Below are 23,179 nucleotides of genomic sequence, written 5' to 3'. Positions count from 1 at the left end.
TTAAAACCAATTATTTGGAATAATGATGTAGTGAATTGCTAATACAATTCCAACTGAAACACTTAATCCAAAAATCATTTTAACAAAGTCTTTTCCAATTAATGGGAATACATATTTGAACTTGTATTCTTTATTCATTGTAGATATTGCAAGTTCTCTACCACATAGTAAACCAACAAATACCCAAGTTGTAGACATTGGTAAGTCGTTAAGTTCCTTAAAGTAGTAAAGTACTGCAGCGTAAATAACATTAATTATTGTTGCTGATCTAGCGTATCTAGTTCCAGTTTTATCTAAAACTACTTTTTGAATTGTACCTCCGTTTATGTAGAAGATATAAAAAAGTAGAACTGTAAAGTAAGCCAGAACAATTAATAATAAAGTTATATCTAATTGTCTTGGAAGATATACGGCTATATTAGCTACATCGTGAGATAACCAAACCCACCACAACCAGCCTGAAGTTACCCATACAGAGTTTCTCCAAAATCCAATCCATTTATCTTCAACTTCATCAAATTTCTCATTGATAAATTTAGATACTACTATCCAACAAATGTATGCAGCAACAGCAGCTAAGCCGTATCCAACAACACTTTTCATTAGCATTTTTTCAAGAACTACAGTTGATGCAAATGCAGATAGAACCAAGAATGTAGTTGAAACAGGTATTCCTACTCTTGTTAATATTAAAAGTATTCCAGGAGCCACAGCATGATACCACTGTATTTCTTGAAAAGGTATTCTTGTTAATCTTCCATAAGATATATCACCAGCATTACTGTACCAGCCCCATGTGATTGCAAGTATCATCACAAATGAGGCAGCGCTAGCAAGCGTATACCATTTAAACCATTTTTGTTTTGACGCTATAAAAGTACCAAGCGTTTGAATCGAGTCATTTGCAATAACCGAATATCCAGCTAAAGCAAAACCTATAATCGTATATATTGTCGTCATTTCCATCTTATTTTTCCTATTGTTTATTTATCTTTATTGTTTTCCATTTCGAACGATTCTTATTCTTAAGGTCGATTTAATCTGCGTGTGAGGATTAATCTATAGGTAAATTTATTAATATTTTTTGAGAAGAATTGATTCATCGATTATTATGATAATTAAAGTTTTTGTCTAGATAGAGATTTTAACTAAATATTTTTAAGAAGGGTAGATTCATCCTGAATACATTATTGAAATATTATGTCTACTTTAAAAGTAATTTTTTAATTAATAATACAGCAACTAATGCTCCAATTAATTCTGCAATTATATAAGTAGGTGTATTAAGATAATTGATACCCGTGAAAGACTCTGTAAAAGTCCTTGCTATTGCTACTGCTGGATTTGCAAAAGATGTTGATGAAGTAAACCAGTAACCAGCTGTAATATAAGTTGCAACACAACCTGCAACTGTTGTTTTACCATCTTTTAAGGTTGCAAAAATAATAAATACCAAACCAAAAGTTGCTACAATTTCTGCTATAAATATATTAAAGCCATCTCTACTTTTTGAAGATAATTCAATTATATTATGTTCAAAAAATACATTAGCTAGCATTACACCTAATAAGCATCCCAATATTTGAGCTGGTATATATGTTATTAAAAGTTTTCCTTTAATTTTTTTAGTTAAATACATTGCTACACTTACAAAAGGATTAAAGTGAGCACCCGAAATATCAGTAAATGCAGTTATTAGAACAAATAAGCCTGCACCGGTTGCAAGTGTATTTGCTGTAAGTTTTAAAGCATTATCATTTGTAAGGTTTTCAGCCATTATTCCAGAGCCAACGATAATCATTACTAAAAAACAACTACCTATAAATTCACCAATAAAAATTCTATTCTTCATAATCTAATAATAATTAAATTATAATCTTATAAATTCCAATTAAGAATAATGGTATCTGTAAACCAAAATTAGTTAATATTGCTTTATCTTTTGATATAAAACCAGCTATCGTCCATCCTACAACACCAAGTCCATGGAAGTAGATATTAATAGGGTAGATATTTAAATTAGTTAAAAATATCCCTGTTAAAACAAGGGCTGTACTAATCCATTTTAGATATTTTTTAATAAACATAGTCTCCTTTTAGTTAAGTTTGTTAAGATTTGTTACAATTTGCCAATAATCAGACTTATTAATTTTTACTCTTTTGAAGTTCGTAAATTGAAACATAATGTTTCTTCTTTGGCAGTGGAATTATTGTTGGAACTTTGGTTAATCTTGGTTTTATTGACTTATTTCCTACAATAATATTTTTATCATAATTTTCTAAATCAACTTCTGGATGAGGATTTCCATCATTAATTAATGGCCAAGCATCACATGCCCTGTAACCAAATAAAATTAATGGTCTTGAGCTATTCATTAGATTGTGACCAGAACCATGTACCGATCTACAGTGAAAAAAAACAACTGTTCCAGCAGTTCCAGTTATGGAAACACTATTATTTAATCCAATTTTATTCTTTTTAGTGTCTATTTTTCCTATAAAATAATTTTCTTTATTATGGTGACTGTACAATTTATTTTTATGTGAATTCTTAATTATTTTAAGAGGGCCATTTTTCTCATAGCAATCATCCAAATATATACCAACTGTGATTAAATCATCGTTGGTATGAGGATAAAAAGCCCAATCTTGATGCCATCCTATTTCACTTCCTTTTTTCTTATTTGGAAGTTTAAAATTTAATTTACCTAAATGAAATCTAACTGTTCCTCTTAGTAATTTTTTAGCTATAGATATTATTTTTTTATTTCTAGATAATTCAAAGAAGACTTTATGTCTGTTTTGAGGATTATTTAGTCTTAATATTTCTTTATTTTTTGAAGAATTTGAATTGTAGACAAAATGGTAATTATTGTAGGATTGGGTTCCATTTACATCATTACGTTTGTTTCCCTTTTTTTCTTTTGAAATTACTTCTTTAACAATTTTATTTATTTTATTTATCTCTTTAAGAGTAATTAAACTTTCCCTAACAAGGAAACCGTTTTTTTTAAATAAATTTAAATCTTTCATAAATCTAATTATGAAAAATAAATTAAATCCTCTTTAAAAAAATTACAATGTTTTATTGAAAGATTAAAATATTGATGAAAGTTAGCTATAAATCCGAGAATTTTGGTAAAACTCTCAGATATAGCCTAAACTTATATTAGCAACCTTTAAAAGATGTAGACATATTTCTAATTAATTTGAAATATAAGTCTTTACCTGGATTTAATGTTGCACCTAAAGGATCAATAACACCAGTTTTAATATTCATATCCTTAGCAACTGCTTTTATGATATCAGGATTAAATTGAGGCTCTGAAAATACACAACTTACTTTATCATGCTCAATTATTTCTCTAATTTCAGCTAATTGTTCTGCACCAGGCATAACATCTGTATTAACTGTAAAAGCACCTAATATATTCACGTTAAATCTCTTTTCAAAATACTGATAAGCATCATGAAAAACAATAGATGCTACACTTTGATCTAACTCAGCTGTTACATCTTTAGTAAGATTATCGATTTCATTGTAAGCTTTACTTAAATTATCCTTATAAACAGATTCATTCTTAGCATCTAACTCAATTAAATGTTTAGACATTTCAAATAAAATTACTTTAGCATTAATAGGATCTAGCCAAATGTGAGCATCGTATTCACCGTGGTTATGTCCTTCATGATCGTCATGCTCTTCTTTTTTTCCGTGATCATCATGGTCGTGATCATCGTGATCATCTTCTTTTTTAGCGTGATCATCATGGTCGTCATGATCATGTTCATCAAAAATATTTCTTTCTCTGAATTTTAAAACTTGCAATCCTTTTATTTCCATTAATTCAATCTTTTCAGCTTTTTTAGCTATTGAGTTTAATGGTTTTTCTAAAAAATTTTCCATACCTTCACCAACCCAAAAAATAAGGTCTGCATTCTGCAACATCTTTGCATGAGAAGGTTTCATTGAAAATCCATGTGGAGAAGCATATCCATCTACTATTAGATCTGGTTTTCCAACACCATCCATTAAATAACTAGCTAATGAATGCAATGGTTTAATTGATGTAACTACTTTTACATCAGCATTTACTGGTGTAATAAAAGATACAAGTGATAAAATTATTAAAATTAATGGTAATTTTTTGATTTTTTTCATAATAAGTATTTTAATTAGTTGTTATAATATAACAGTGTGTAATAATATAACATTTACAAGTCAAGTGATAAAATGAATTCGAATAATATTTTAGTAAAATTAAATAACGTAGGTTTTTGTCAAAATGGAAAGTGGCTAGTTGAAGGTGTTTCTTTAAACGTTGAAAAAGGAAAAATTGTAACACTTATTGGCCCAAATGGATCAGGCAAAAGCACAACTGCTAAAATTGCATTAGGTATTTATAAAAATATTCAAGGTAGTGTTGAAAAATATACTAGTAAAGTTGGTTATGTTCCTCAAAAGATTTCAATAGATTGGACTTTACCACTAAGGGTTCATGATTTTATGACCTTAACAGAAAATATTAAAGATAATGAAATAAATGAAGCTTTAACATTGACTGGTGTATTGAGTCTTAAAAATAAAAATTTAGGTAATTTATCTGGTGGTGAATTTCAAAGAGTTTTACTTGCTAGGGCTATTTCAAAAAAACCAGAATTACTAGTGTTAGATGAGCCAGTCCAAGGTGTTGATTACACCGGAGAAATTGCATTATATGAATTAATTAAAAAAATTTCAGATACACTAAATTGTGGAATTTTATTAATATCTCACGATCTTCATACGGTAATGACGGCAACAGACCATGTTGTTTGTTTAAATGGACATGTTTGCTGTTCAGGTACACCACATGATGTTGCAAAAAATAATGAATATAAGACATTATTTGGTGAACAAGCGTCACAAATTCTTTCTGTTTATGAGCATAAACACGACCATGTTCACTCTGATGAAGGGAATATAAAAAAGAATTAAATGTTTGATGATTTTTTTATAAGAGCGTTGGTTGCTGGAATTGGAATTGCATTAGTTACAGGACCACTCGGGTGTTTTGTAGTTTGGAGAAGATTATCCTATTTTGGTGATACACTTGCCCACTCTGCATTACTAGGTGTAACAATGGCATATAGTTTTGATTTAAATATTGCTCTTTCTGTATTTATAATTTCATCAGTAATTGCTTTAATATTAATTCAACTTCAAAAAAAAACTAATTTACCAGGTGATGCTTTACTTGGTCTACTAGCGCACTCATCACTTGCTGTTGGTTTGGTAGTAATTGGCTTTTTAACATTTATTAGATTTGATATTATGGGATTATTGTTTGGTGATATACTAGCTGTAAATACTAATGATATCTTTACAATATGGATTGGTGGAGCGATCATATTAATAGTGCTTAAATTAATTTGGAAACCTTTATTTGCCTCAACTGTAAATTATGAATTAGCAGAAGCTGAAGGATTAAATCCTGATAGAGCAAAAGCTATATTTACTATTTTAATGGCAGCAGTTATTGCAATATCAATTAAAATGGTAGGATTGTTACTGATAACTGGAATGTTAATCATACCAGCCGCTATGGCTCGAAATATATCAGATAGTCCACAGAAGATGGTTTTATTCTCAGTAATTGGTGGTCTTTTATCAGTTATATTAGGTTTATTTTCTTCATTAGAATTTAACACCTCATCTGGACCTTCAATAATTGTAGCCGCTTTAGTTTTATTTATATTATCTTTACTTAATATTAAACAATCGATTAAATTGAAAAACTAATAACAAATTGATAAGAATTTACAGATGGAAAAAGAACACAATCTTTCTAAAAACCAAAAAATTATTTTTGATATAATTGATAAATCTGGTGGGCCGATGAAGGCTTACTCAATTTTGTTTGATGTTCAAAAAAAAGGAATAAAAGCACCATTACAAGTTTATAGAGCTTTAGATAAATTGGTTGCAATTGGAAAAATACATAAAATAGAAAGTAGAAATGCCTTTATAGCTTGTCAAAATTCTAGTTGCCAAATTTCAAAAGCAACTGCATTTTCTATTTGTGAAAGTTGTGAACAAGTTTCTGAAATAAGTAACAATAAACTCTCAAAATATTTATCAAATTTTGTTGATGAGACTGGAATGAAATTCACTAAATATAATTTAGAATTTTTTGGTTTATGCAAAAAATGTAAATCAAAATAATGAGTACTGTTTCTTTAACATTAGATGAAATTTTTGATTTAGCCAAAAAAACTTTATTAGCAAATGGATGTGATGATGAAACAGCATCTTTATTATCAAATTTAATTAGAAATGCTGAAAGAGACGGTTCTGTTTCTCATGGTTTATTTAGATTACCTGCTTATGTTTCAGGTTTAAAAAGTGGAAAAATTAATGGAAAAGGTAAACCTGAAGTTAAAAAAATTTCAGCATCAGTAATTAAAGTTAAAGGTAATAATTGTTTAGCTCCAGTAGTATTGAGTAAAAGTTTGCCAGAATTATCTAAAACTGCAAAAGAAAATGGTGTTGCAGTTTTGGCTATTAATAACTCTCACCATATGGCTGCAATGTGGCCTGAAACAGAAAAATTAGCTGAAGATGGTTTAGTTGCTTTTGCTTGCACCTCTTATAAGCCAGCTGTAGCTCCCGCAGGTGCAATCAAACCTTTATTTGGAACAAATCCAATTTCATTTGCTTGGCCTAGACCAGGAAAAAATCCTGTAGTTTATGATATGGCAACAGCTTCCATGGCAATGGGTGAAGTCCAAGTTGCTAAGAGAGAAGGGCATAAAGTTCCACTTGGAACAGGACTTACAAAAGATGGTAAAGAAACAACAGATCCAGCAGAGATTGCTGACGGTGGTGTTCTATTACCTTTTGGTGGATACAAAGGCTCTGCTATAGCGATGATGGTTGAATTATTAGCAGGTGCTTTAGTTGGCGATAATTTTAGTTACGAAACAGCTGCAAAAGATAACAACGATGGCGGCCCTCCAAGTGGTGGAGAATTTATTCTTGCTATATGTCCTGATAAAACTGCAGGAACTAGTTGGCAAAAACATGCTGAAGAATTTTTTGATAAAATGAAATCAATGGGTGAAGTAAGATTACCTGGCGAAAGAAGACATAAAAACAGACTAGATACAGGCCCTAGAAACATTAATGACGAACTGGTTAATAAAATTAAGTCTTTAAGCTAATTTAATTTCAATAGGTGTGTGATCTGAAGGTTTTTCTCTTCCTCGAGGATCTTTATTAATATTTATATCTTTCACTAAATCTATTAAGGAATTTGAAACTAAAAAATGATCTATACGCATACCATTATTTTTTTGCCAAGCACCTCTCATGTAGTCCCAGAATGTATAACCTTCTTTATCTTCATTAAAATGCCTGTAAACGTCACTAAAGCCCAGATTCAAAATCTCTCTAAATTTTTTTCTAATTTCAAGACGATATAAGGCATCATCTTCAAAACTTTTGACATTGTATACATCTTCAGCTGCTGGAATAACATTGAAGTCACCTGCAAGTATTATATTAGAATTTTTCTTAGTTAATGATTTTAGTTGTTTAATTAATTGATCCATCCAATCTTTTTTATAAGCATATTTTTCTGTATCGACAGGGTTTCCATTTGGAGTATAGATATTTATTAATTGAATATTCTTTTTATTATAATCAACTTCTGCAGAAATTATTCTAGATTGTTTAAGTTTGTCTTTAATTAAGTCTGTTCTAATATTTTTTAATTTTTTTTTTGAAATAATTGCAACACCATTATAACTTTTTTGACCAAAAACATGACTTTTATAATCCATTGCTGAGAAATCATCATAAGGAAAATTAACATCTTCAGTTTTAATTTCTTGCATCATTAAAATATCAGGCTTGTATTTTAGTAAATAGCTTTTGATATTTTCAATTCTAGCTCTTACAGAATTTACATTCCATGAAGATACAATCATCAAAGCGAAAAAGAAACACCACAACCACATGAAGATTTAGTCTGTGGGTTGGATATTTTAAAAGACTCTCCCATTAGTTCTGAAACGTAGTCAACTTCTGAATCTTTTAATAAATCAGCTGAAGTTTTATCAATTAAAATATTTTTAAATGTTAAATCATCTTCATTTTTTGATTGTTCAAATGTAAATTCATATTGAAAACCAGAGCATCCACCACCTTTAATTGCGATTCTAAAAAAAGAACCTTCGTCTTTTTTAGACAACAAATTTTGTATTTGTTTTAGAGCATTATCGGTAAATTTAATTTCTTTAATCATGTCTGAACACTGGTATTACTAATATAGTACTTAATTATTTAAATTAAAGGATGAAAAAACACTCACAATTAGGGGTATTTAAAAGCAAGGGAAGGCTTAACAAAGAACCTACTTCAAAATACAGATCACCTTTTCAAAGAGATAGAGATAGAATAATTCATAGCGCATCATTTAGAAGGCTAAAACATAAAACCCAAGTTTTTGTAAACACCGAAGGAGATCATTTTAGAACAAGAATTACTCATTCAATTGAAGTTGCTCAAATAGCAAGATCTATAGCTAAATATCTTAATTTAAATGAGGACTTAACAGAAACGTTAAGTCTAGCTCATGATTTAGGACACACTCCATTTGGTCATGCTGGTGAAGATGCTCTAGATGAATGTATGGAAAGTTATGGTGGTTTTGATCATAATTTACAAACATTAAGAATTATTATGTTTTTAGAAAATAAATATTTCAAATTCAAAGGTCTGAATTTATCAATTGAAACTTTAGAAGGACTTTTAAAACATAATGGACCTGTTGAAGATACAGATTTAGTAAATAAATTAATTGGACTAAAAATATTTAAAAGAAAGATTAATTTTAAAACATATCCTTCATTGGAAGCTCAAATTTCAGCAATATCAGATGATATTGCTTATAATAATCATGATATTCAGGATGGAATTAACGCTAATTTGTTTAAGCTAGAAGAGCTTATGGAGATAGATTTTTTTAAATCAATTTATCTTAAATATAAAAAAAAGATTAATATAAAAAATTATAAGATTGCAACATATCAAATTATTAGAGACTCGATTGATCTAATGATTAGAGATCTATTGGCAAATACTCAAAAGAACTTAAAAAATCTTAAAATAAAATCAATTAAAGACATAGCAAATTCTGATCAATTAATAGTTTGTTTTTCAGATAAAATTGAAAATTCTGAAAAAGAAATTAGATTATTTTTACGAAACAAAATGTACGACAACAAACTAGTATTAAGAAAGAATCAAAGAGGAAAAATTATTATTAAGAAGTTATTTAATGCAATTAAATTAAATCCAAGAAAATTTCTAACAAAAGATCAATTGACTAAAGATAAATTTAGAGCTATTTCAGATTTTATTTCAGGTATGACAGATCGTTATGCTATTAACCTATATAATAATGTTAAATGAATATTTTTGAACTATATTTAGATAAGATTAAATCAGCTATAGTTGAGTTAAGTAAGAAGGGTGAGATTATTATTCCGGAGACATTTAATGGAATTAACGCAGAAATACCTCCTTCTAAATTCGATTGTGATATTTCAACTAATGTCGGGATGGTTCTTTCAAAATTGAATAAAAAATCTCCATTAGACCTTGCTGAAAAAATATCTTCTTTTCTAAAAGATAGCGACCCGCTTATTCAAACAATAGATATTGTTAAACCAGGTTTCATCAATATTAAATTTAAACCAATTTTCTGGTCAAATTTTATAGAAAGTATTATTACTAATTCAGAATCATTTGGTATTAATGATAAAGAACAAAAACTTAACTATTTAGTTGAGTTTGTTTCGGCTAACCCAACTGGTCCTTTACATGTCGGTCATTGTCGTGGAGCAATATTAGGTGATGTAATTTCAAATATATTAATCTTTAACGATCATAAAGTTACTAAAGAATATTATGTTAACGATTATGGAAATCAGATTAATAACTTTACTAAATCTGTTTTTGCTAGAATACGTGAGGTAAAATTTAATGAAAAATTTCCTACTGATAATCTTGATCTTTACCCTGGAGATTATTTAATAGATTTTGCAAATAATATTATTTCATCAAACACTGCATTGGATTTTGACAATTATGATGATGTCTGCGAAAAATTAACTGCGCTATCAATTGAACAAGCCTTACTATTGATAAAAAAAAATCTTAAAAGTCTTGGTATCAAACATGATAATTTTATTAGTGAGAAAAGCATTGTTACAAATAAAGAAGTTAAAAATGTAATCCAATTTTTGGAAAACAATAATTTTGTTTATAAGGGTAAAATTAAAGCACCAGCAGGTGAAGACACAAAAAATTGGGTAGAAAGAGAGCAATTGTTGTTTAGATCAACAGATTTCGGTGATGATAAGGATAGAGCCTTACAAAAATCTGATGGCACTTGGACTTATTTTGCAAGTGATGTTGCATACCATAAAAATAAAATAGATCGTAAATTTGATTATTTAATTAATATACTTGGTGCAGACCATGCTGGTTATATAAAAAGAATTTCTTCTTCAGTTGAAGCGTTATCAGGAACAAAAAATAAATTAATCTGTAAAATTAGTCAGCTTGTAAAATTAATTAAAGATAAGAAACCATTTAAAATGTCTAAAAGAAAAGGGGATTATATTACAGTCGATGATTTAATTGAGGAAGTTGGCAAAGATGCAACTAGATTTATTATGTTAAACAGAAGTAGCGATGTTGAGTTAGATTTTGATTTTGATGCAGTTAAAGAAAAATCAAAAGATAATCCACTTTATTATGTTCAATATTGTTATGCTAGAATTTCATCTGTATTTAGACATTTGGATAAAGACTTAGATAAAGATGTTGTTATAGATAATTATAATTTTGAATATTCATCAGATGAAATCAAAATCTTAAAGAAGATCTCGGAATGGCCTAAATGTATCGACTCAGCAAGTACAAAGCTTGAGCCTCATCGTATACCAATTTATTTATATGAGCTTGCAGCAGAATTTCACTCTTATTGGAATCTAGGTAAACAATTTCCTGAAAAAAGATTTATAAATGATCAGAAAAGTATTTCTCAAGATAAATTAATTTTTTTAAAAGCGATTGCTAACGTTGTCAAATCAGGAATGGATATAGTTGGCGTTGATTCTCCAACTAAGATGTAATGCTGAAAGAAATTAAATATTTTATATTTATAGTTATCATTTCTTTATTTCTCTTTTTTACAGGTAAATATTATTTTTCAGATGAAAACATAAAAAATTCATACAGATCTCATAAAAATATTAATGAAAAGGTTAAAATTTATTCCAAAAAATTACCATTATTGAAAAATGACACAGAAAATATAATTGAATATGTGAAACAGACTGACAAAAAAAAGAAGAAAAAATTTAACTTTTGGAAACTTTTAGATAATGATTAAAAATAGAAGAGCTTTTATAGTTGGTATTAAATCACTTCAATTGTCTAAAAATGAAATAGATTTTTTAAGAAAATATAAACCGTGGGGTTTAATATTATTTTTAAGAAATATAAAGTCGATTAAACAAACAAAAAATTTAACAGATAATATAAGAAAAATTTTCAAAGATAAAAATTATCCAATATTAATTGATCAAGAGGGTGGTAGAGTAAACAGATTAAGTAACATTATTTCCTTTGATAACTTTACGTCAGAATATTTTGGCAATCTTTATAAAAAAGACATAATGAAATTTAATATAATTTATAAATTGTTTATTGATAACACTTCTCATTTACTAAAATTAATTGGTGCAAATATTAATACTTTACCAGTTTTAGATCTAAGAGTTAAAGGAGCTAGCAATATTATTGGTGATCGATCTTTTTCTAAAAATGCCAACACCGTTTCAAAAATTGGTGATTTATGTATAAAATTATTTAAGGATAATTCGATTGGAACCATAATAAAACATATTCCAGGCCATGGATTAGCTAAGGTCGATAGTCATAATTTTACTCCTATAGTTAATCAGTCTATTAAACATCTTAAAAAAAACGATTTTTCTGCCTTTAAAAAGAAAAATTGTTTTTTTGCAATGACGGGACACATTATTTATAAAAATTTAGATCAGTTGAATACGGCAACTCACTCAAAAAAAGTAATTAAGTACATTAGAAACAGTATAGGTTTTAAAAATATTTTAATTTCAGATGATCTTTCGATGAAAAGTTTAAAGGATAATATGAAAGACAATACAATTAAAGCGTTTGAGGCAGGATGCAATATAGCCCTTCATTGTAACGGTAAACTCAATGAAATGAAGATCGTCGGAGATAATTCACCCTTGATAAGTAGCTTTATATCCAAAAAAACATCACAATTTTATAAAATTTTAAGATAATATTTTAATATGTCCGAGACTGATTCTGTTTTGTTTAATGTTGATATAAATAACTACAATGGTCCATTAGATGTATTACTTGATTTAGCCAAAGCTCAAAAAGTTGATCTAGAGGAAATATCAATAACTAAACTAGCTGATCAATTTCATGAATATATTAGCAATGAAAAGAATTTAAATTTAGAAATAGCTTCTGAATATTTGTTAATGGCTACATGGTTAGCTTATTTAAAATCTAAATTATTATTACCAGGTACACCTGAGGAAGAATTTAAAGTTCAAGAAGTTGCAGAAAAACTAAAATTACAACTTAAAAAATTAGAACTTATTAGATTGCTTTCAGAACAAATGTTAAAAAGAAAACGATTAGGTAGAGAAATCAGAACACGTGGAATAAAAGGAAATATTAGATCTATTTATAGTTCAGAATACAACGTAAGCTTATTTGAACTTTTAAAGGCATACTCTTCAGTTGTAATGACCAAAGACTTTCAAACTATGAGCATTCCTAAATTGCCTGTATTTACTACAGAGGATGGAATTAAAACTATAAAACAGTTCCTAGGAAAATTAATGGATTGGAAAAACATAAATGATTTAATACCAAAAAATTTTAAAAATGGTTCTAAATATAAAAGAACAGGTAAAGCAGGAATTTTTGCTGGATCATTAGAATTAGTTAAAGAAGGTAATCTCTCAATGAAACAAGATAATTTATTTGATGATATCTATGTAAGGGAAATTAATGATTAAAAAAGAAAAATTATCAAAGGATAATATAGTTAAGTTCCCATTAAAACTTACTGATCTTGAAAAAGAAATTGAAGCTGTAATTTTTGCAGCTGCCGAACCTTTGGATGTTGATACAATAGAGAGTAAAATTTCCAAAAAATCGAATATTGCTAAATCATTAGAAAAATTACAATTAGAATATTCAAGCCGTGGTATTAATTTAGTCTGTATAAAAGATAAATGGTCTTTTAGAACTTCGCCAAAACTTTCTGGTTTAATGACTCAGGAAAAAACTGTTGAAAAAAAATTATCTAGAGCTGCCATAGAAACTTTAGCAATAATTGTTTATCATCAACCAGTTACTAGAGCAGAAATTGAGGAAATACGTGGTGTTGCATTTGGAACAAATACATTAGAAATCTTAATGGAATTAGATTGGGTCAAGCCAGGTGGGCGTAAAGATGTTCCGGGTAAGCCAATACAATACTTAACTACAGATGGTTTTTTAAGTCATTTTAATTTACAGAAATTGTCTGATCTTCCAACAGTGGATGAATTAGGTGCAGCTGGTTTGATTGATAGTACTAGTGTTGATAATGCAATTTTTGGTTCGAGTAAATTTTTTAAAGAAAAACAAGATGAAAAAAAAGAAGATATTTATTCTAATATAGATGAAATGCTTAACAGCACTCTTGATGAAGAGGAAAAAGATACATAAAAAAGTGACTTTAAAATCTCTCATAAAAGGGTTATAAGTTTCCATGAGCATAGGAATTTGGCAAATAGCAATTGTTGTAATATTAGTTGTTCTATTATTTGGACGAGGAAAAATATCTAGTTTAATGGGCGATGTTGCTAAAGGTATTAAAAGTTTTAAAAAAGGAATGGCATCAGATGTTACTGATGACAATGAGCCAAAAAACATTTCCGACGATAATAAAGACTCAAATAATAAAGATTAAGTTACATGCCTACTATTGGTTGGTTTGAAATTTTAATTGTTGTAGCTATAGCTATTGTGGTCCTTGGCCCCAAAGATTTTCCTTTAATGTTAAAAAAAGCTGGTTCTTGGATTGGAACAGCAAAAAGATATATCAATGATATTCAAAATGAAGTTTCAAATATTGATATCGATGATGAAAAAATAAATGAAATAAAAAAAGATAACAAAAAAGATGAATAATGAGGAAAAAGAAGGTGGCTTTATAAGTCATCTAACTGAATTAAGAAAAAGACTTATTCATAGTTTTTTATTTCTGTTTGTATTTTTTATTGGATGCTATTTTTTTGCTGAAAACATATATGGATTTTTAGTAGATCCTTTTGCAAAAGCAGTAAAGGATGATGGATCTGAACGAAGATTAATTTTTACCGCATTACAAGAAACCTTTTTAACATATTTAAAGGTCTCTTTTTTCACTGCTTTTTTTGTGACATGTCCATTTATTCTTATGCAAATATGGAAATTCATAGCACCTGGCTTATACAAGCATGAAAAATTAGCTATTATGCCTTATTTAATATTAACTCCAATTTTATTTCTTTTAGGAGGCATGCTTGTCTATTACCTCATAATGCCACTCGCAATTAAATTTTTCTTATCATTTGAAAGCACTGGTATTTCAACAAGCCTACCAATTCAACTTGAAGCTAAGGTAAACGAATATTTATCCCTTGTTATGAAACTTATCTTTGCATTTGGTTTAAGTTTTCAGTTACCTGTTGTTTTAAGTTTGTTAGCTAGAGTAGGTATTGTTGATAGTCAGTTTTTAAAAGATAGACGTAAATATGTTGTAGTGATAATTTTTGCTACAGCGGCATTACTTACTCCTCCTGATCCTATAACTCAAATTGGTTTAGCTATTCCATTATTAATTTTATATGAATTATCAATATTTTCTGTAAAATTTATAGAAAACAAAAATTTAGAAAAAACGGATGCATAATATTAAAGAAATCAGAAAAGACTTTTCCGTATTTGCACAATCTCTTTCAAAAAGATCAGTTAACATTGATTTTGAAAATTTACAAAAATTAGATGAGCAAAATAGAGAGTTAATTCAACAAAAAGAGACTTTGGAAAAAGAAAAAAAAGATATTTCTAAATCTAAAGACGAAGCAATGTTTAAAAGATCAAAAGAAATTTCTTCTGATTTAGTAAAAATTTCAGATAATCAAAAGAAAGTTAAAATAGAACTAGATAATATATTATCTAATATTCCTAATATTCCACATCCAGATGTTCCAAATGGCAAAGACGAAAATGATAATATTGAAATTTCTAAGTCAGGTAAAATTCCTAATTTTGATTTTAAGCCTAAATCTCATTATGAATTAGGTGAAAAACTACAAATGCTTGATTTTGATCTTGCTACAAAAACTACAGGCTCACGATTTGTTTTTGTAAAAAGTAAATTAGCTTTACTAGAAAGAGCTTTGTCGAATTTTATGCTTGATACTCACGTAAATCAAAATCAATATCAAGAAATATCACCGCCATTAATTGCATCTGACAATACAATGTTTGGTACAGGCCAGTTGCCAAAATTTGAAAATGATCAATTTGAAATTAAATTTGATGAAGGAGTGGATAGGAAATTTTTAATACCTACAGCTGAAGTAATACTAACTAATATTGTTAAAGATAAGATTGTTGATCTTAAAGATTTGCCTATACGATTTGTTGCATCCACACCTTGTTTTAGAAAAGAAGCTGGAAGTTATGGAAAAGATACTAAAGGTATGATTAGGCAACATCAATTCTATAAAGTCGAAATGGTTAGTATCGTTGAAAAAGAAAAGTGTTTAGAAGAGTTGGAAAGAATGACTAACTGTGCAACAGATATATTAGACAAATTAGAATTACCTTATAGAAAAATTATTTTATGTTCAGGGGACATGGGTTTTAGTGCTGAAAAAACTTATGATATAGAGGTATGGTTACCTTCAGAAAATAAATATCGCGAAATATCATCTTGTTCATCTTGCTCAACATTCCAGGCTCAAAGAATGAAAACAAGATATAAAAATGAAAATAAAGAAACACATTTTGTTGGCACTCTAAATGGAAGTGGACTTGCTGTTGGTAGAACATTAATAGCTGTTTTGGAAAATTATCAGCAAAAAGATGGATCAATTATTGTTCCAAAAGTATTAAGACCTTATATGAACAATTTAGAAATTATTTCATTCAATTAAAGTTGTTTTCATTATTAAGATAGTATAATAATTCAGCTTATTTATAAGGAGATTTATGGAAGGTTCAGGAATAGGACAATTTATACCACTAATTTTAATTTTTGTTATTTTTTATTTTTTCTTAATAAGACCTCAGCAAAAAAAAGTTAAAGAACATAAGGCAATGGTTGAAGGTTTAAAAAGAGGTGACAAAGTTATCACTTCTGGAGGTATTACTGGTACTGTTGAAAGATTAATTGATAACGATAAAGTTGAAGTTGAAATAGCTGAAAATGTCAAAGTTGAAATTGTTAAAGCAACTGGTATTCAAGGTCTTTTAAATAGTCAAGAAGTTAAAAAATAATCAATTAAACTAAAGTGCTTTATTTCTCGAAGTTTAGAATTGTATTTATAACTCTTTTTTCACTGTTATTTATTGTAATTGCTTCATCAAATTTATTTAAAATTGATGATGATTTCTTTGATAAGAAAATAAATCTAGGATTAGATTTACAAGGTGGTTCTTATCTTCTATTAGAAATCGATAACGCTCCAGTCATAGAGCAAAAACTTCAAAATTTAACCACAACTATTAGAAATTATTTTAAAGATCAAAATATAAAAATAAATAACATTAAGATAGAAGGTGAAAGTATTTTTTTTAATGTTGATGATCAAAACAAACAATCAATCATTGATACTTTTACGGATGAAAACAGTGATATAAATCCCTATTATCCAAGATTTAAGTCACACCAATTAAATATAGAAGACACAGGACTTAATTTAAAAATAAATTTTTCAAAACAAGGATTAATTACTCTTAAAACATCATCTCAAGATCAAGCAATTGAAATTGTTAGAAGAAGAATTGATGAAGTTGGAACGAACGAACCAAATATATTAAAAAGAGGAAATAATCGAATTTTAGTTGAGCTTCCTGGTTTAGATGATCCTATGAGAGTAAAATCTCTTTTAGGTAAAACAGCAAATTTAACTTTCAGATTTGTTACTAATAATGAAAATGATAGTTTTGGTGTTGAAAAGTTAAAGTATGAAGATGGTATTGAAGAAGCAATAGTTAGCAAACGTATTATTATAAGTGGTGATAATCTCTTAGATGCTCAACCTCAAATGGATACTCAGGCTAATCAAACAATTGTTACTTTTTCATTAGATAGAGTAGGTGCAAAAAGATTTGGGAAAGCAACATCCACTGGAATTGGCAAACAACTTGCTATTGTATTAGATGGTAAAATAATAAGTGCCCCTGTAATAAGAGACACTATTGCAAGTGGTTCTGGTCAAATTAGTGGAGGGTTTACATTTCAATCAGCGACAGATTTAGCACTACTACTTAGATCTGGTGCATTGCCAGCACCATTAGAAATTATTGAAGAAAGAACAGTTGGTCCCGATCTAGGTCAGGACTCGATTAATGCTGGAATGATCGCTTTAGCAATTGGATTTCTTTTGGTTATAATTTTCATGTTTGTTAAATACAAAGTTTTTGGATTAATCACTAATGCAACATTAATTATTAATTTATTTATTTTGTTGGGAATTTTAACATTATTTGAAGCTACATTAACATTACCAGGAATAGCAGGGATAATTTTGACTGTTGGTATGGCAGTCGATGCAAATGTTTTAATATTTGAAAGAATTAAAGAGGAATTAAAAGATGAAAAAAATAATATATTAGCTTTTGATAGTGGCTATATAAAATCTAGAACAGCTATTATAGATGCTAACATCACTACATTATTAGCAGCAATTATACTTTTTTTCATGGGCTCTGGTCCAATAAAAGGGTTTTCTGTTACATTAGGCATTGGAATTTTTACAACATTGTTTTCAGTATATTTTATAGCAAGGCTTTTCACTAGCCTCTATGTATCTAAAAATAGAAATAAGGAAAATTTAATTTAATGATAGCTTTTAATAAATATTATAATCACTTTAATTTAATATCAACAATATTAATTGTTTGCTCACTGTTTTTACTAGTTTTTAAGGGGCTTAATTTTGGGATTGATTTTAAAGGGGGAACTTTAATTGAACTAAGGTCTTCTGATAGCAAAGTGAATGTTAGCTCTTTAAGAGATAAATTTAGTCAAATGAATCTTGGTGATGTATCTGTTAAAAAATTTGGTAATGATAAAGATTACTTGATTAAATTTGAAAATAAAGACAATAAGAAAAATGTAATTGAAGAAATAAAGATCAATCTTGATAAATCTTTTGGAAATAATTTCAATTTTAGAAGGGTTGAAAATGTTGGACCAAAAGTAAGTGAAGAATTATTAAAATCTGGAGTAATTGCAATCTCCTTATCTTTAGCAATAATGCTATTTTATATATGGATAAGATTTGAATGGCAATTTAGTCTTGGGGCTATCTTAGCTTTATTTCATGATGTTATAGTCACGCTTGGAGTGTTTTCTCTATTTAGCTTAGAAATTAATTTATCCATTATAGCAGCTGTGCTAACTATAGTTGGGTACTCAATGAATGATACTGTTGTAATTTTTGACCGTGTTAGAGAAAATTTAAGAAAATATTCTGATATAAAAATTTTTGAACTCACTAATATTTCTATTAATGAAACTTTATCTAGAACAATAATTACATCTGTTACAACTTTGTTGGCTTTACTAGCCATTTATTTCTTTGGAGGCGAAATATTAAAAGGGTTTTCTTTAGCTATGATTTTAGGTGTTATCTTTGGAACATATTCCTCAATATACATAGCTAATACAATTCTAGTTAGATTAAGAGTATCTCAAAAAACAGTTTTAAGAGAAGACGAAAATAAGCAAGTTTAATAAAGATTTTGTGATGCAACCATTGATAATAACATCGGAAGAGAAAGTAATGTGTTTGTTCTTGAAAACAACATTGCTGTCTTAGCTGATTTAGCTTTTAATTCAGGCTCACAATCTACAATACCAAGAGCTCTTTTTTGATTGGGCCATATAACAAACCAAACGTTAAAAGCCATGATAACACCAAGCCACATTCCTATACCTATAGCTGTATGCTTTGGAATACCAGATCCAATACTTAATGTCATTGCATCATGCAAATATCCATTTAAATGAGCAAGAATTAAACCAGATAAAATAGTAAAAGCAGCTGCCCATCTAAAATAAAATAATGCAGCTGGTGCAATTACTTTACCGATAGCAGGTTTTTGATCATCTGGAATTTTTCCCATATTTGGGATTTGAACAAAATTGAAATACCAAAGTAACCCAATCCACATAATAGCAACAATCACATGTATAAATCTAAACAACCAGCTCCAGAATAGTGCATCAAAAGCAAATCCACCATTTAAATAATATAACCCAAAAAATAGTAATACTGCTAAACCAAGTGATGCATGTATGGTTTTAGATAAAGATGTTAATAAATTAGTCATGATTCTAATTATTTATACACTAATTTATCAAAAATTTTAATAATCTTTTAATGTTTATTTTAAAAGAGGTTTTAAAAATTGACCTGTGTAACTGCTAGAAATTTTACATATCTCCTCGGGTTTACCCTCTGCTATTATATTTCCACCTTTCACACCGCCCTCAGGGCCCATATCAACTATATAATCCGCTGTTTTTATAACATCTAGATTGTGCTCTATTACCACAACCGTATTGCCAAGCTTAACAAATGTATGAAGTATTTCTAATAACTTTTTAATATCGTGTTGATGTAGGCCTGTCGTTGGCTCATCCAATATGTACATGGTTCGTCCAGTTGATCTTTTAGAGAGTTCTTTTGCTAGTTTTATTCTTTGAGCTTCACCACCAGAAAGTGTTGTAGCTTGTTGGCCGATTTTAATGTAACCCAAACCTACTTTTTTAAGTGTTAAAAGTTTTGTTTTAATATTTGATATATTTTCAAAATACTCACAACCTTCATCCACGGACATATCTAAAACATCAGCAATACTTTTGTCTTTAAACTTAATTTCTAATGTTTCTCTATTATATCTAGTACCTTTACATTCATCACATTGAATATAAACATCAGGTAAAAAATGCATCTCATATGTTATTACACCATCACCTTCACATGCCTCACACCTTCCACCTTTAACATTAAAAGAAAATCTTCCAGGTTTATATCCTCTAGTTTTAGAGTCAGGTAAACTGGTAAACCAATCTCTTATTGGACCAAATGCTCCTGTGTAAGTTGCGGGATTTGATCTAGGCGTTCTTCCTATAGGTGATTGGTCTATATCAATAATTTTATCTATCAACTCAACACCTTTATAACTTTTAAATGCTTTAGGTGTTTTTCTTGCTTTATTATTAAGTGTTAAATTTAAAGCGTGATAAAGAGTTTGTAATATTAAAGTTGATTTACCACTTCCAGAAACTCCAGTTATACAAGTGAAACTTCCTGTTGGTATTTTAAGATTGACATTATTTAGATTATTTCCTGAAGCACCATTAATCTCCACAAATCTTCCATTTTTTGCTAATCTTCGTGTTTTAGGAATTTCGATTATCTTTTTATTTGATAAATATTGACCAGTAATACTATTTTTGTCTTTTTTAATTTCCTCAAATGTTCCTTGAGCAGATATTTCACCACCGTTAGATCCAGCTTCAGGTCCCATATCAATAATATGGTCAGCATTCTCCATAGTTTCTGTATCATGTTCAACAACAATAACAGTGTTACCTAAATCTCTTAATCTTTTAAGAGCATTAATAAGTTTAACGTTATCTTTTTGGTGCAAACCTATTGAAGGCTCATCAAGTACATATAAAACACCTGTTAATCCTGATCCTATTTGTGATGCTAATCTTATCCTTTGGGCTTCGCCACCTGATAATGTTCCAGATTCTCTTGATAAAGTTAGATAATCAAGACCAACATTAAGCAAAAAATTTAATCTTTCATTTATTTCTTTTAAAACATGTTCCGCAATCTTAAATTGTCTTTTATCCAAGTTTTTTTCTAATTCTTTAAACCATTGTGATGCATCAAGAATTGATTTTCTCGTAACCTCACTAATGTTATGGTTATCAATTTTTACACATAGAGCTTCTTCTTTAAGTCTGTCTCCATTACAACTTTCACAAGCAGAGTCAGACTGATATTCTGCTATAGCTTCTCGTTTCCATTCACTATCAGACTCTAAAAATCTTCTCTCTAAATTGTTTATTACACCTTCAAAAGTTTTTTTATGTGAATATTTTTCGTACCCATCATCGTAATTAAATTTAATTTCTTCATCATCAGATCCATATAAAATTACATCTTTAATTTTTTTTGGTAACTTCTTCCATCTATCATCAAGTGAAAAACCATAATGTTTTGCAATAGATGCTAAAGTTTGAGCATAATACAATGTTGTAGATTTTGCCCAAGGCTCAATAGCTCCATCTGCAATACTTTTTCTTTCATCTGGAATTACTAAATTAGGATCAACATTTAACTTTATTCCAATACCCTCACATTCTTCACATGCTCCATAAGGACTATTGAAAGAAAAAAGTCTTGGTTCTATTTCTTCAATAGTGAAACCACTTTCAGGGCAAGCAAATTTAGTTGAATAAATTAGTTTTTCAACTTTCCTAAATTTTTGTGGTAATGTTTCATCTTCATATTCAACAAAAACTAAACCATTAGATAAATTAACCGCTGCCTCTATGCTTTCAGCTAATCTGTTTCCTAATTTTGAATTTAGTACAATTCTATCGACTAGAACTGAAATATCATGTTTAAGTTTTTTATCTAAATTTGGAGATTTTTCGATGTCGTATAAAATATTATCAATCTTGATTTTTCTAAATCCTCTTCTTTTGTAACTTAAAATATCTTTCCTGTATTCACCTTTACGCCCTCTTACTACTGGAGCATAAATATATATCGTACTTTTTTTTGGCAATTTTTTTACCAAATCTACAATTTGAGTTATTGTTTGAGAAGTAATTGGTTTTCCGGTAAATGGTGAATATGGGATACCTGCTCTTGCAAATAAAACTCTCATATAATCATAAATCTCTGTAACTGTTGCAACTGTAGATCTCGGGTTTTTAGATGTATTTTTTTGCTCGATAGCTATAGCAGGACTTAAACCTTCAATAAGATCAACATTAGGTTTTTTCATTTTATCCAAAAACTGTCTAGCATAAGCAGATAAACTTTCGACGTATCGTCTTTGACCTTCTGCATAGATAGTATCAAAAGCTAATGAGGATTTTCCTGACCCAGATAGACCAGTTATTACAACAAATTGATCTTTAGGGATTTCAACAGAAACATTCTTCAAATTATGTTCTTTGGCACCCTTAATAACTATCTTTTTGATCATATTTTTTGTTGCTTTGAGTTAATAAAATTAATAATGAGAAGAATTGTGATATAGTTCTTATTAATTAATTTAACAAATATTAAATATTATGGCTGGAAGTTTAAATAAAGTATTATTAATTGGTCGTTTGGGCGCAGACCCTGAGATCAAACAAATGGTTAATGGTAAAAGTGTTGCAAGACTTAGCTTAGCTACAAGTCAGTCTTGGAAAGATAAAAATACTGGTGAAAAAAAAGAGAAAACTGAATGGCACCGTATAGTTGTATTTAATGAAGGTCTTGTAAATGTTATCCAACAATACTTAAAAAAAGGTGCACAAATCTATGTTGAAGGTCAACTTACAACTAGAAAATGGAAAGATGAACAATCTGGCCAAGATAAATATTCTACTGAAATTGTCCTTCAGGGATACAACACTACCTTAACAATGCTTGGCGGTGGAAACACTGGTGGAGGAATTCAAAATGACACAACTCAACAAAATAATATTGAGGACTCATCACAAGTGTCAAATGATATGGATGACGAAATTCCATTTTAGTACCT

The 23,179-nt window shown here is 28.8% G+C and carries 27 protein-coding genes; 18 read left to right on the top strand and 9 right to left on the bottom strand.

Annotated features, from left to right (window positions below; translation table 11 throughout):
* From F754_RS0103700 to znuA, 5 genes are all read right to left on the bottom strand, one after another.
* Positions 1-966: a hypothetical protein gene (locus F754_RS0103700; protein ID WP_023648569.1), complete on the bottom strand. Its 966-nt coding sequence runs from the start codon at positions 964-966 to the stop codon at positions 1-3.
* A gap of 238 nt (positions 967-1,204) precedes the next feature.
* Positions 1,205-1,852 (bottom strand): aquaporin family protein, encoded by a 648-nt coding sequence (locus F754_RS0103695; RefSeq protein WP_023648568.1) that lies wholly within the window; start codon positions 1,850-1,852, stop codon positions 1,205-1,207.
* A gap of 13 nt (positions 1,853-1,865) precedes the next feature.
* Complete coding sequence (locus F754_RS0103690) at positions 1,866-2,087, bottom strand: hypothetical protein (protein WP_023648567.1); 222 nt, start codon at positions 2,085-2,087, stop codon at positions 1,866-1,868.
* 58 nt (positions 2,088-2,145) lie between these two features.
* Positions 2,146-3,033, bottom strand: a complete 888-nt coding sequence (locus F754_RS0103685; RefSeq protein WP_023648566.1) for a phytanoyl-CoA dioxygenase family protein — start codon at positions 3,031-3,033, stop codon at positions 2,146-2,148.
* A 136-nt stretch (positions 3,034-3,169) separates the two neighbouring features.
* Entirely contained in the window at positions 3,170-4,162 is a 993-nt protein-coding gene (gene znuA / locus F754_RS0103680; RefSeq protein ID WP_023648565.1) for a zinc ABC transporter substrate-binding protein ZnuA, read from the bottom strand.
* 72 nt (positions 4,163-4,234) lie between these two features.
* On the opposite strand from znuA, the gene F754_RS0103675 reads away from it, so the two are divergent.
* Genes F754_RS0103675 through F754_RS0103660 form a run of 4 tightly spaced genes read left to right on the top strand, consistent with a single transcriptional unit; the run spans position 4,235 to position 7,203 of the window.
* Positions 4,235-4,978: a metal ABC transporter ATP-binding protein gene (locus F754_RS0103675; protein WP_023648564.1), complete on the top strand. Its 744-nt coding sequence runs from the start codon at positions 4,235-4,237 to the stop codon at positions 4,976-4,978.
* Entirely contained in the window at positions 4,979-5,782 is an 804-nt protein-coding gene (locus F754_RS0103670) for a metal ABC transporter permease (protein WP_023648563.1), read from the top strand. It begins immediately after the preceding gene.
* A 24-nt stretch (positions 5,783-5,806) separates the two neighbouring features.
* Positions 5,807-6,205, top strand: coding sequence for a transcriptional repressor (locus tag F754_RS0103665; protein ID WP_023648562.1), 399 nt, complete (start codon positions 5,807-5,809; stop codon positions 6,203-6,205).
* Positions 6,205-7,203 (top strand): Ldh family oxidoreductase, encoded by a 999-nt coding sequence (locus F754_RS0103660; protein ID WP_023648561.1) that lies wholly within the window; start codon positions 6,205-6,207, stop codon positions 7,201-7,203. The genes F754_RS0103665 and F754_RS0103660 overlap by 1 nt, the downstream gene beginning before the upstream one ends.
* Here the strand turns inward: F754_RS0103660 and xth are convergent.
* Together xth and F754_RS0103650 are read right to left on the bottom strand one after the other, a co-directional pair.
* A complete protein-coding gene (gene xth / locus F754_RS0103655) occupies positions 7,195-7,971 on the bottom strand; it encodes an exodeoxyribonuclease III (protein WP_023648560.1) in 777 nt (258 codons plus the stop codon). The genes F754_RS0103660 and xth overlap by 9 nt on opposite strands.
* Positions 7,971-8,288 (bottom strand): iron-sulfur cluster assembly accessory protein, encoded by a 318-nt coding sequence (locus F754_RS0103650; protein WP_023648559.1) that lies wholly within the window; start codon positions 8,286-8,288, stop codon positions 7,971-7,973. The genes xth and F754_RS0103650 overlap by 1 nt, the downstream gene beginning before the upstream one ends.
* A gap of 50 nt (positions 8,289-8,338) precedes the next feature.
* Between F754_RS0103650 and F754_RS0103645 the strand changes: the two genes are divergently transcribed.
* Genes F754_RS0103645 through secF form a run of 13 tightly spaced genes read left to right on the top strand, consistent with a single transcriptional unit; the run spans position 8,339 to position 19,127 of the window.
* Positions 8,339-9,457: a deoxyguanosinetriphosphate triphosphohydrolase gene (locus F754_RS0103645; RefSeq protein ID WP_023648558.1), complete on the top strand. Its 1,119-nt coding sequence runs from the start codon at positions 8,339-8,341 to the stop codon at positions 9,455-9,457.
* Positions 9,454-11,187: an arginine--tRNA ligase gene (locus tag F754_RS0103640; RefSeq protein ID WP_023648557.1), complete on the top strand. Its 1,734-nt coding sequence runs from the start codon at positions 9,454-9,456 to the stop codon at positions 11,185-11,187. Before F754_RS0103645 ends, F754_RS0103640 begins: the two co-directional genes overlap by 4 nt.
* A complete protein-coding gene (locus F754_RS0103635) occupies positions 11,187-11,447 on the top strand; it encodes a hypothetical protein (protein ID WP_023648556.1) in 261 nt (86 codons plus the stop codon). The genes F754_RS0103640 and F754_RS0103635 overlap by 1 nt, the downstream gene beginning before the upstream one ends.
* Positions 11,440-12,390, top strand: coding sequence for a glycoside hydrolase family 3 protein (locus F754_RS0103630; protein WP_023648555.1), 951 nt, complete (start codon positions 11,440-11,442; stop codon positions 12,388-12,390). The genes F754_RS0103635 and F754_RS0103630 overlap by 8 nt, the downstream gene beginning before the upstream one ends.
* A 9-nt stretch (positions 12,391-12,399) precedes the next feature.
* Positions 12,400-13,143, top strand: a complete 744-nt coding sequence (locus F754_RS0103625) for a segregation/condensation protein A (RefSeq protein WP_023648554.1) — start codon at positions 12,400-12,402, stop codon at positions 13,141-13,143.
* A complete protein-coding gene (gene scpB, locus F754_RS0103620; protein ID WP_023648553.1) occupies positions 13,136-13,840 on the top strand; it encodes an SMC-Scp complex subunit ScpB in 705 nt (234 codons plus the stop codon). The genes F754_RS0103625 and scpB overlap by 8 nt, the downstream gene beginning before the upstream one ends.
* Before the next feature lie 43 nt (positions 13,841-13,883).
* Positions 13,884-14,084 carry a twin-arginine translocase TatA/TatE family subunit gene (gene tatA, locus F754_RS0103615; protein ID WP_023648552.1) on the top strand — a complete coding sequence of 67 codons (201 nt, stop codon included), beginning with the start codon at positions 13,884-13,886 and terminating at the stop codon, positions 14,082-14,084.
* A gap of 5 nt (positions 14,085-14,089) precedes the next feature.
* Positions 14,090-14,305 carry a Sec-independent protein translocase protein TatB gene (gene tatB / locus F754_RS0103610; protein WP_023648551.1) on the top strand — a complete coding sequence of 72 codons (216 nt, stop codon included), beginning with the start codon at positions 14,090-14,092 and terminating at the stop codon, positions 14,303-14,305.
* On the top strand, positions 14,298-15,068 hold the full coding sequence (gene tatC / locus F754_RS0103605) for a twin-arginine translocase subunit TatC (RefSeq protein ID WP_023648550.1): 771 nt from the start codon (positions 14,298-14,300) through the stop codon (positions 15,066-15,068). The genes tatB and tatC overlap by 8 nt, the downstream gene beginning before the upstream one ends.
* Entirely contained in the window at positions 15,061-16,320 is a 1,260-nt protein-coding gene (gene serS / locus F754_RS0103600) for a serine--tRNA ligase (RefSeq protein WP_023648549.1), read from the top strand. Before tatC ends, serS begins: the two co-directional genes overlap by 8 nt.
* Positions 16,321-16,375: 55 nt before the next feature.
* Entirely contained in the window at positions 16,376-16,663 is a 288-nt protein-coding gene (gene yajC, locus F754_RS0103595) for a preprotein translocase subunit YajC (RefSeq protein WP_023648548.1), read from the top strand.
* A 14-nt stretch (positions 16,664-16,677) separates the two neighbouring features.
* On the top strand, positions 16,678-18,231 hold the full coding sequence (gene secD / locus F754_RS0103590) for a protein translocase subunit SecD (RefSeq protein ID WP_023648547.1): 1,554 nt from the start codon (positions 16,678-16,680) through the stop codon (positions 18,229-18,231).
* Complete coding sequence (gene secF / locus F754_RS0103585) at positions 18,231-19,127, top strand: protein translocase subunit SecF (protein WP_023648546.1); 897 nt, start codon at positions 18,231-18,233, stop codon at positions 19,125-19,127. The genes secD and secF overlap by 1 nt, the downstream gene beginning before the upstream one ends.
* Here secF and F754_RS0103580 read toward each other — a convergent pair.
* Positions 19,124-19,726: a urate hydroxylase PuuD gene (locus F754_RS0103580; RefSeq protein ID WP_023648545.1), complete on the bottom strand. Its 603-nt coding sequence runs from the start codon at positions 19,724-19,726 to the stop codon at positions 19,124-19,126. The two genes, secF and F754_RS0103580, sit on opposite strands and share 4 nt — an antisense overlap.
* Positions 19,727-19,780: 54 nt before the next feature.
* Positions 19,781-22,633 carry an excinuclease ABC subunit UvrA gene (gene uvrA, locus F754_RS0103575; protein WP_023648544.1) on the bottom strand — a complete coding sequence of 951 codons (2,853 nt, stop codon included), beginning with the start codon at positions 22,631-22,633 and terminating at the stop codon, positions 19,781-19,783.
* Positions 22,634-22,721: 88 nt separating this feature from the next.
* On the opposite strand from uvrA, the gene ssb reads away from it, so the two are divergent.
* Entirely contained in the window at positions 22,722-23,174 is a 453-nt protein-coding gene (ssb, locus tag F754_RS0103570; protein ID WP_023648543.1) for a single-stranded DNA-binding protein, read from the top strand.
* Positions 23,175-23,179: the final 5 nt, after the last annotated feature.

This window comes from Candidatus Pelagibacter ubique HTCC8051 (assembly GCF_000472605.1).
GTDB lineage: Bacteria > Pseudomonadota > Alphaproteobacteria > Pelagibacterales > Pelagibacteraceae > Pelagibacter > Pelagibacter communis_B.
This window is presented reverse-complemented; position numbering and strand designations above follow the sequence as displayed.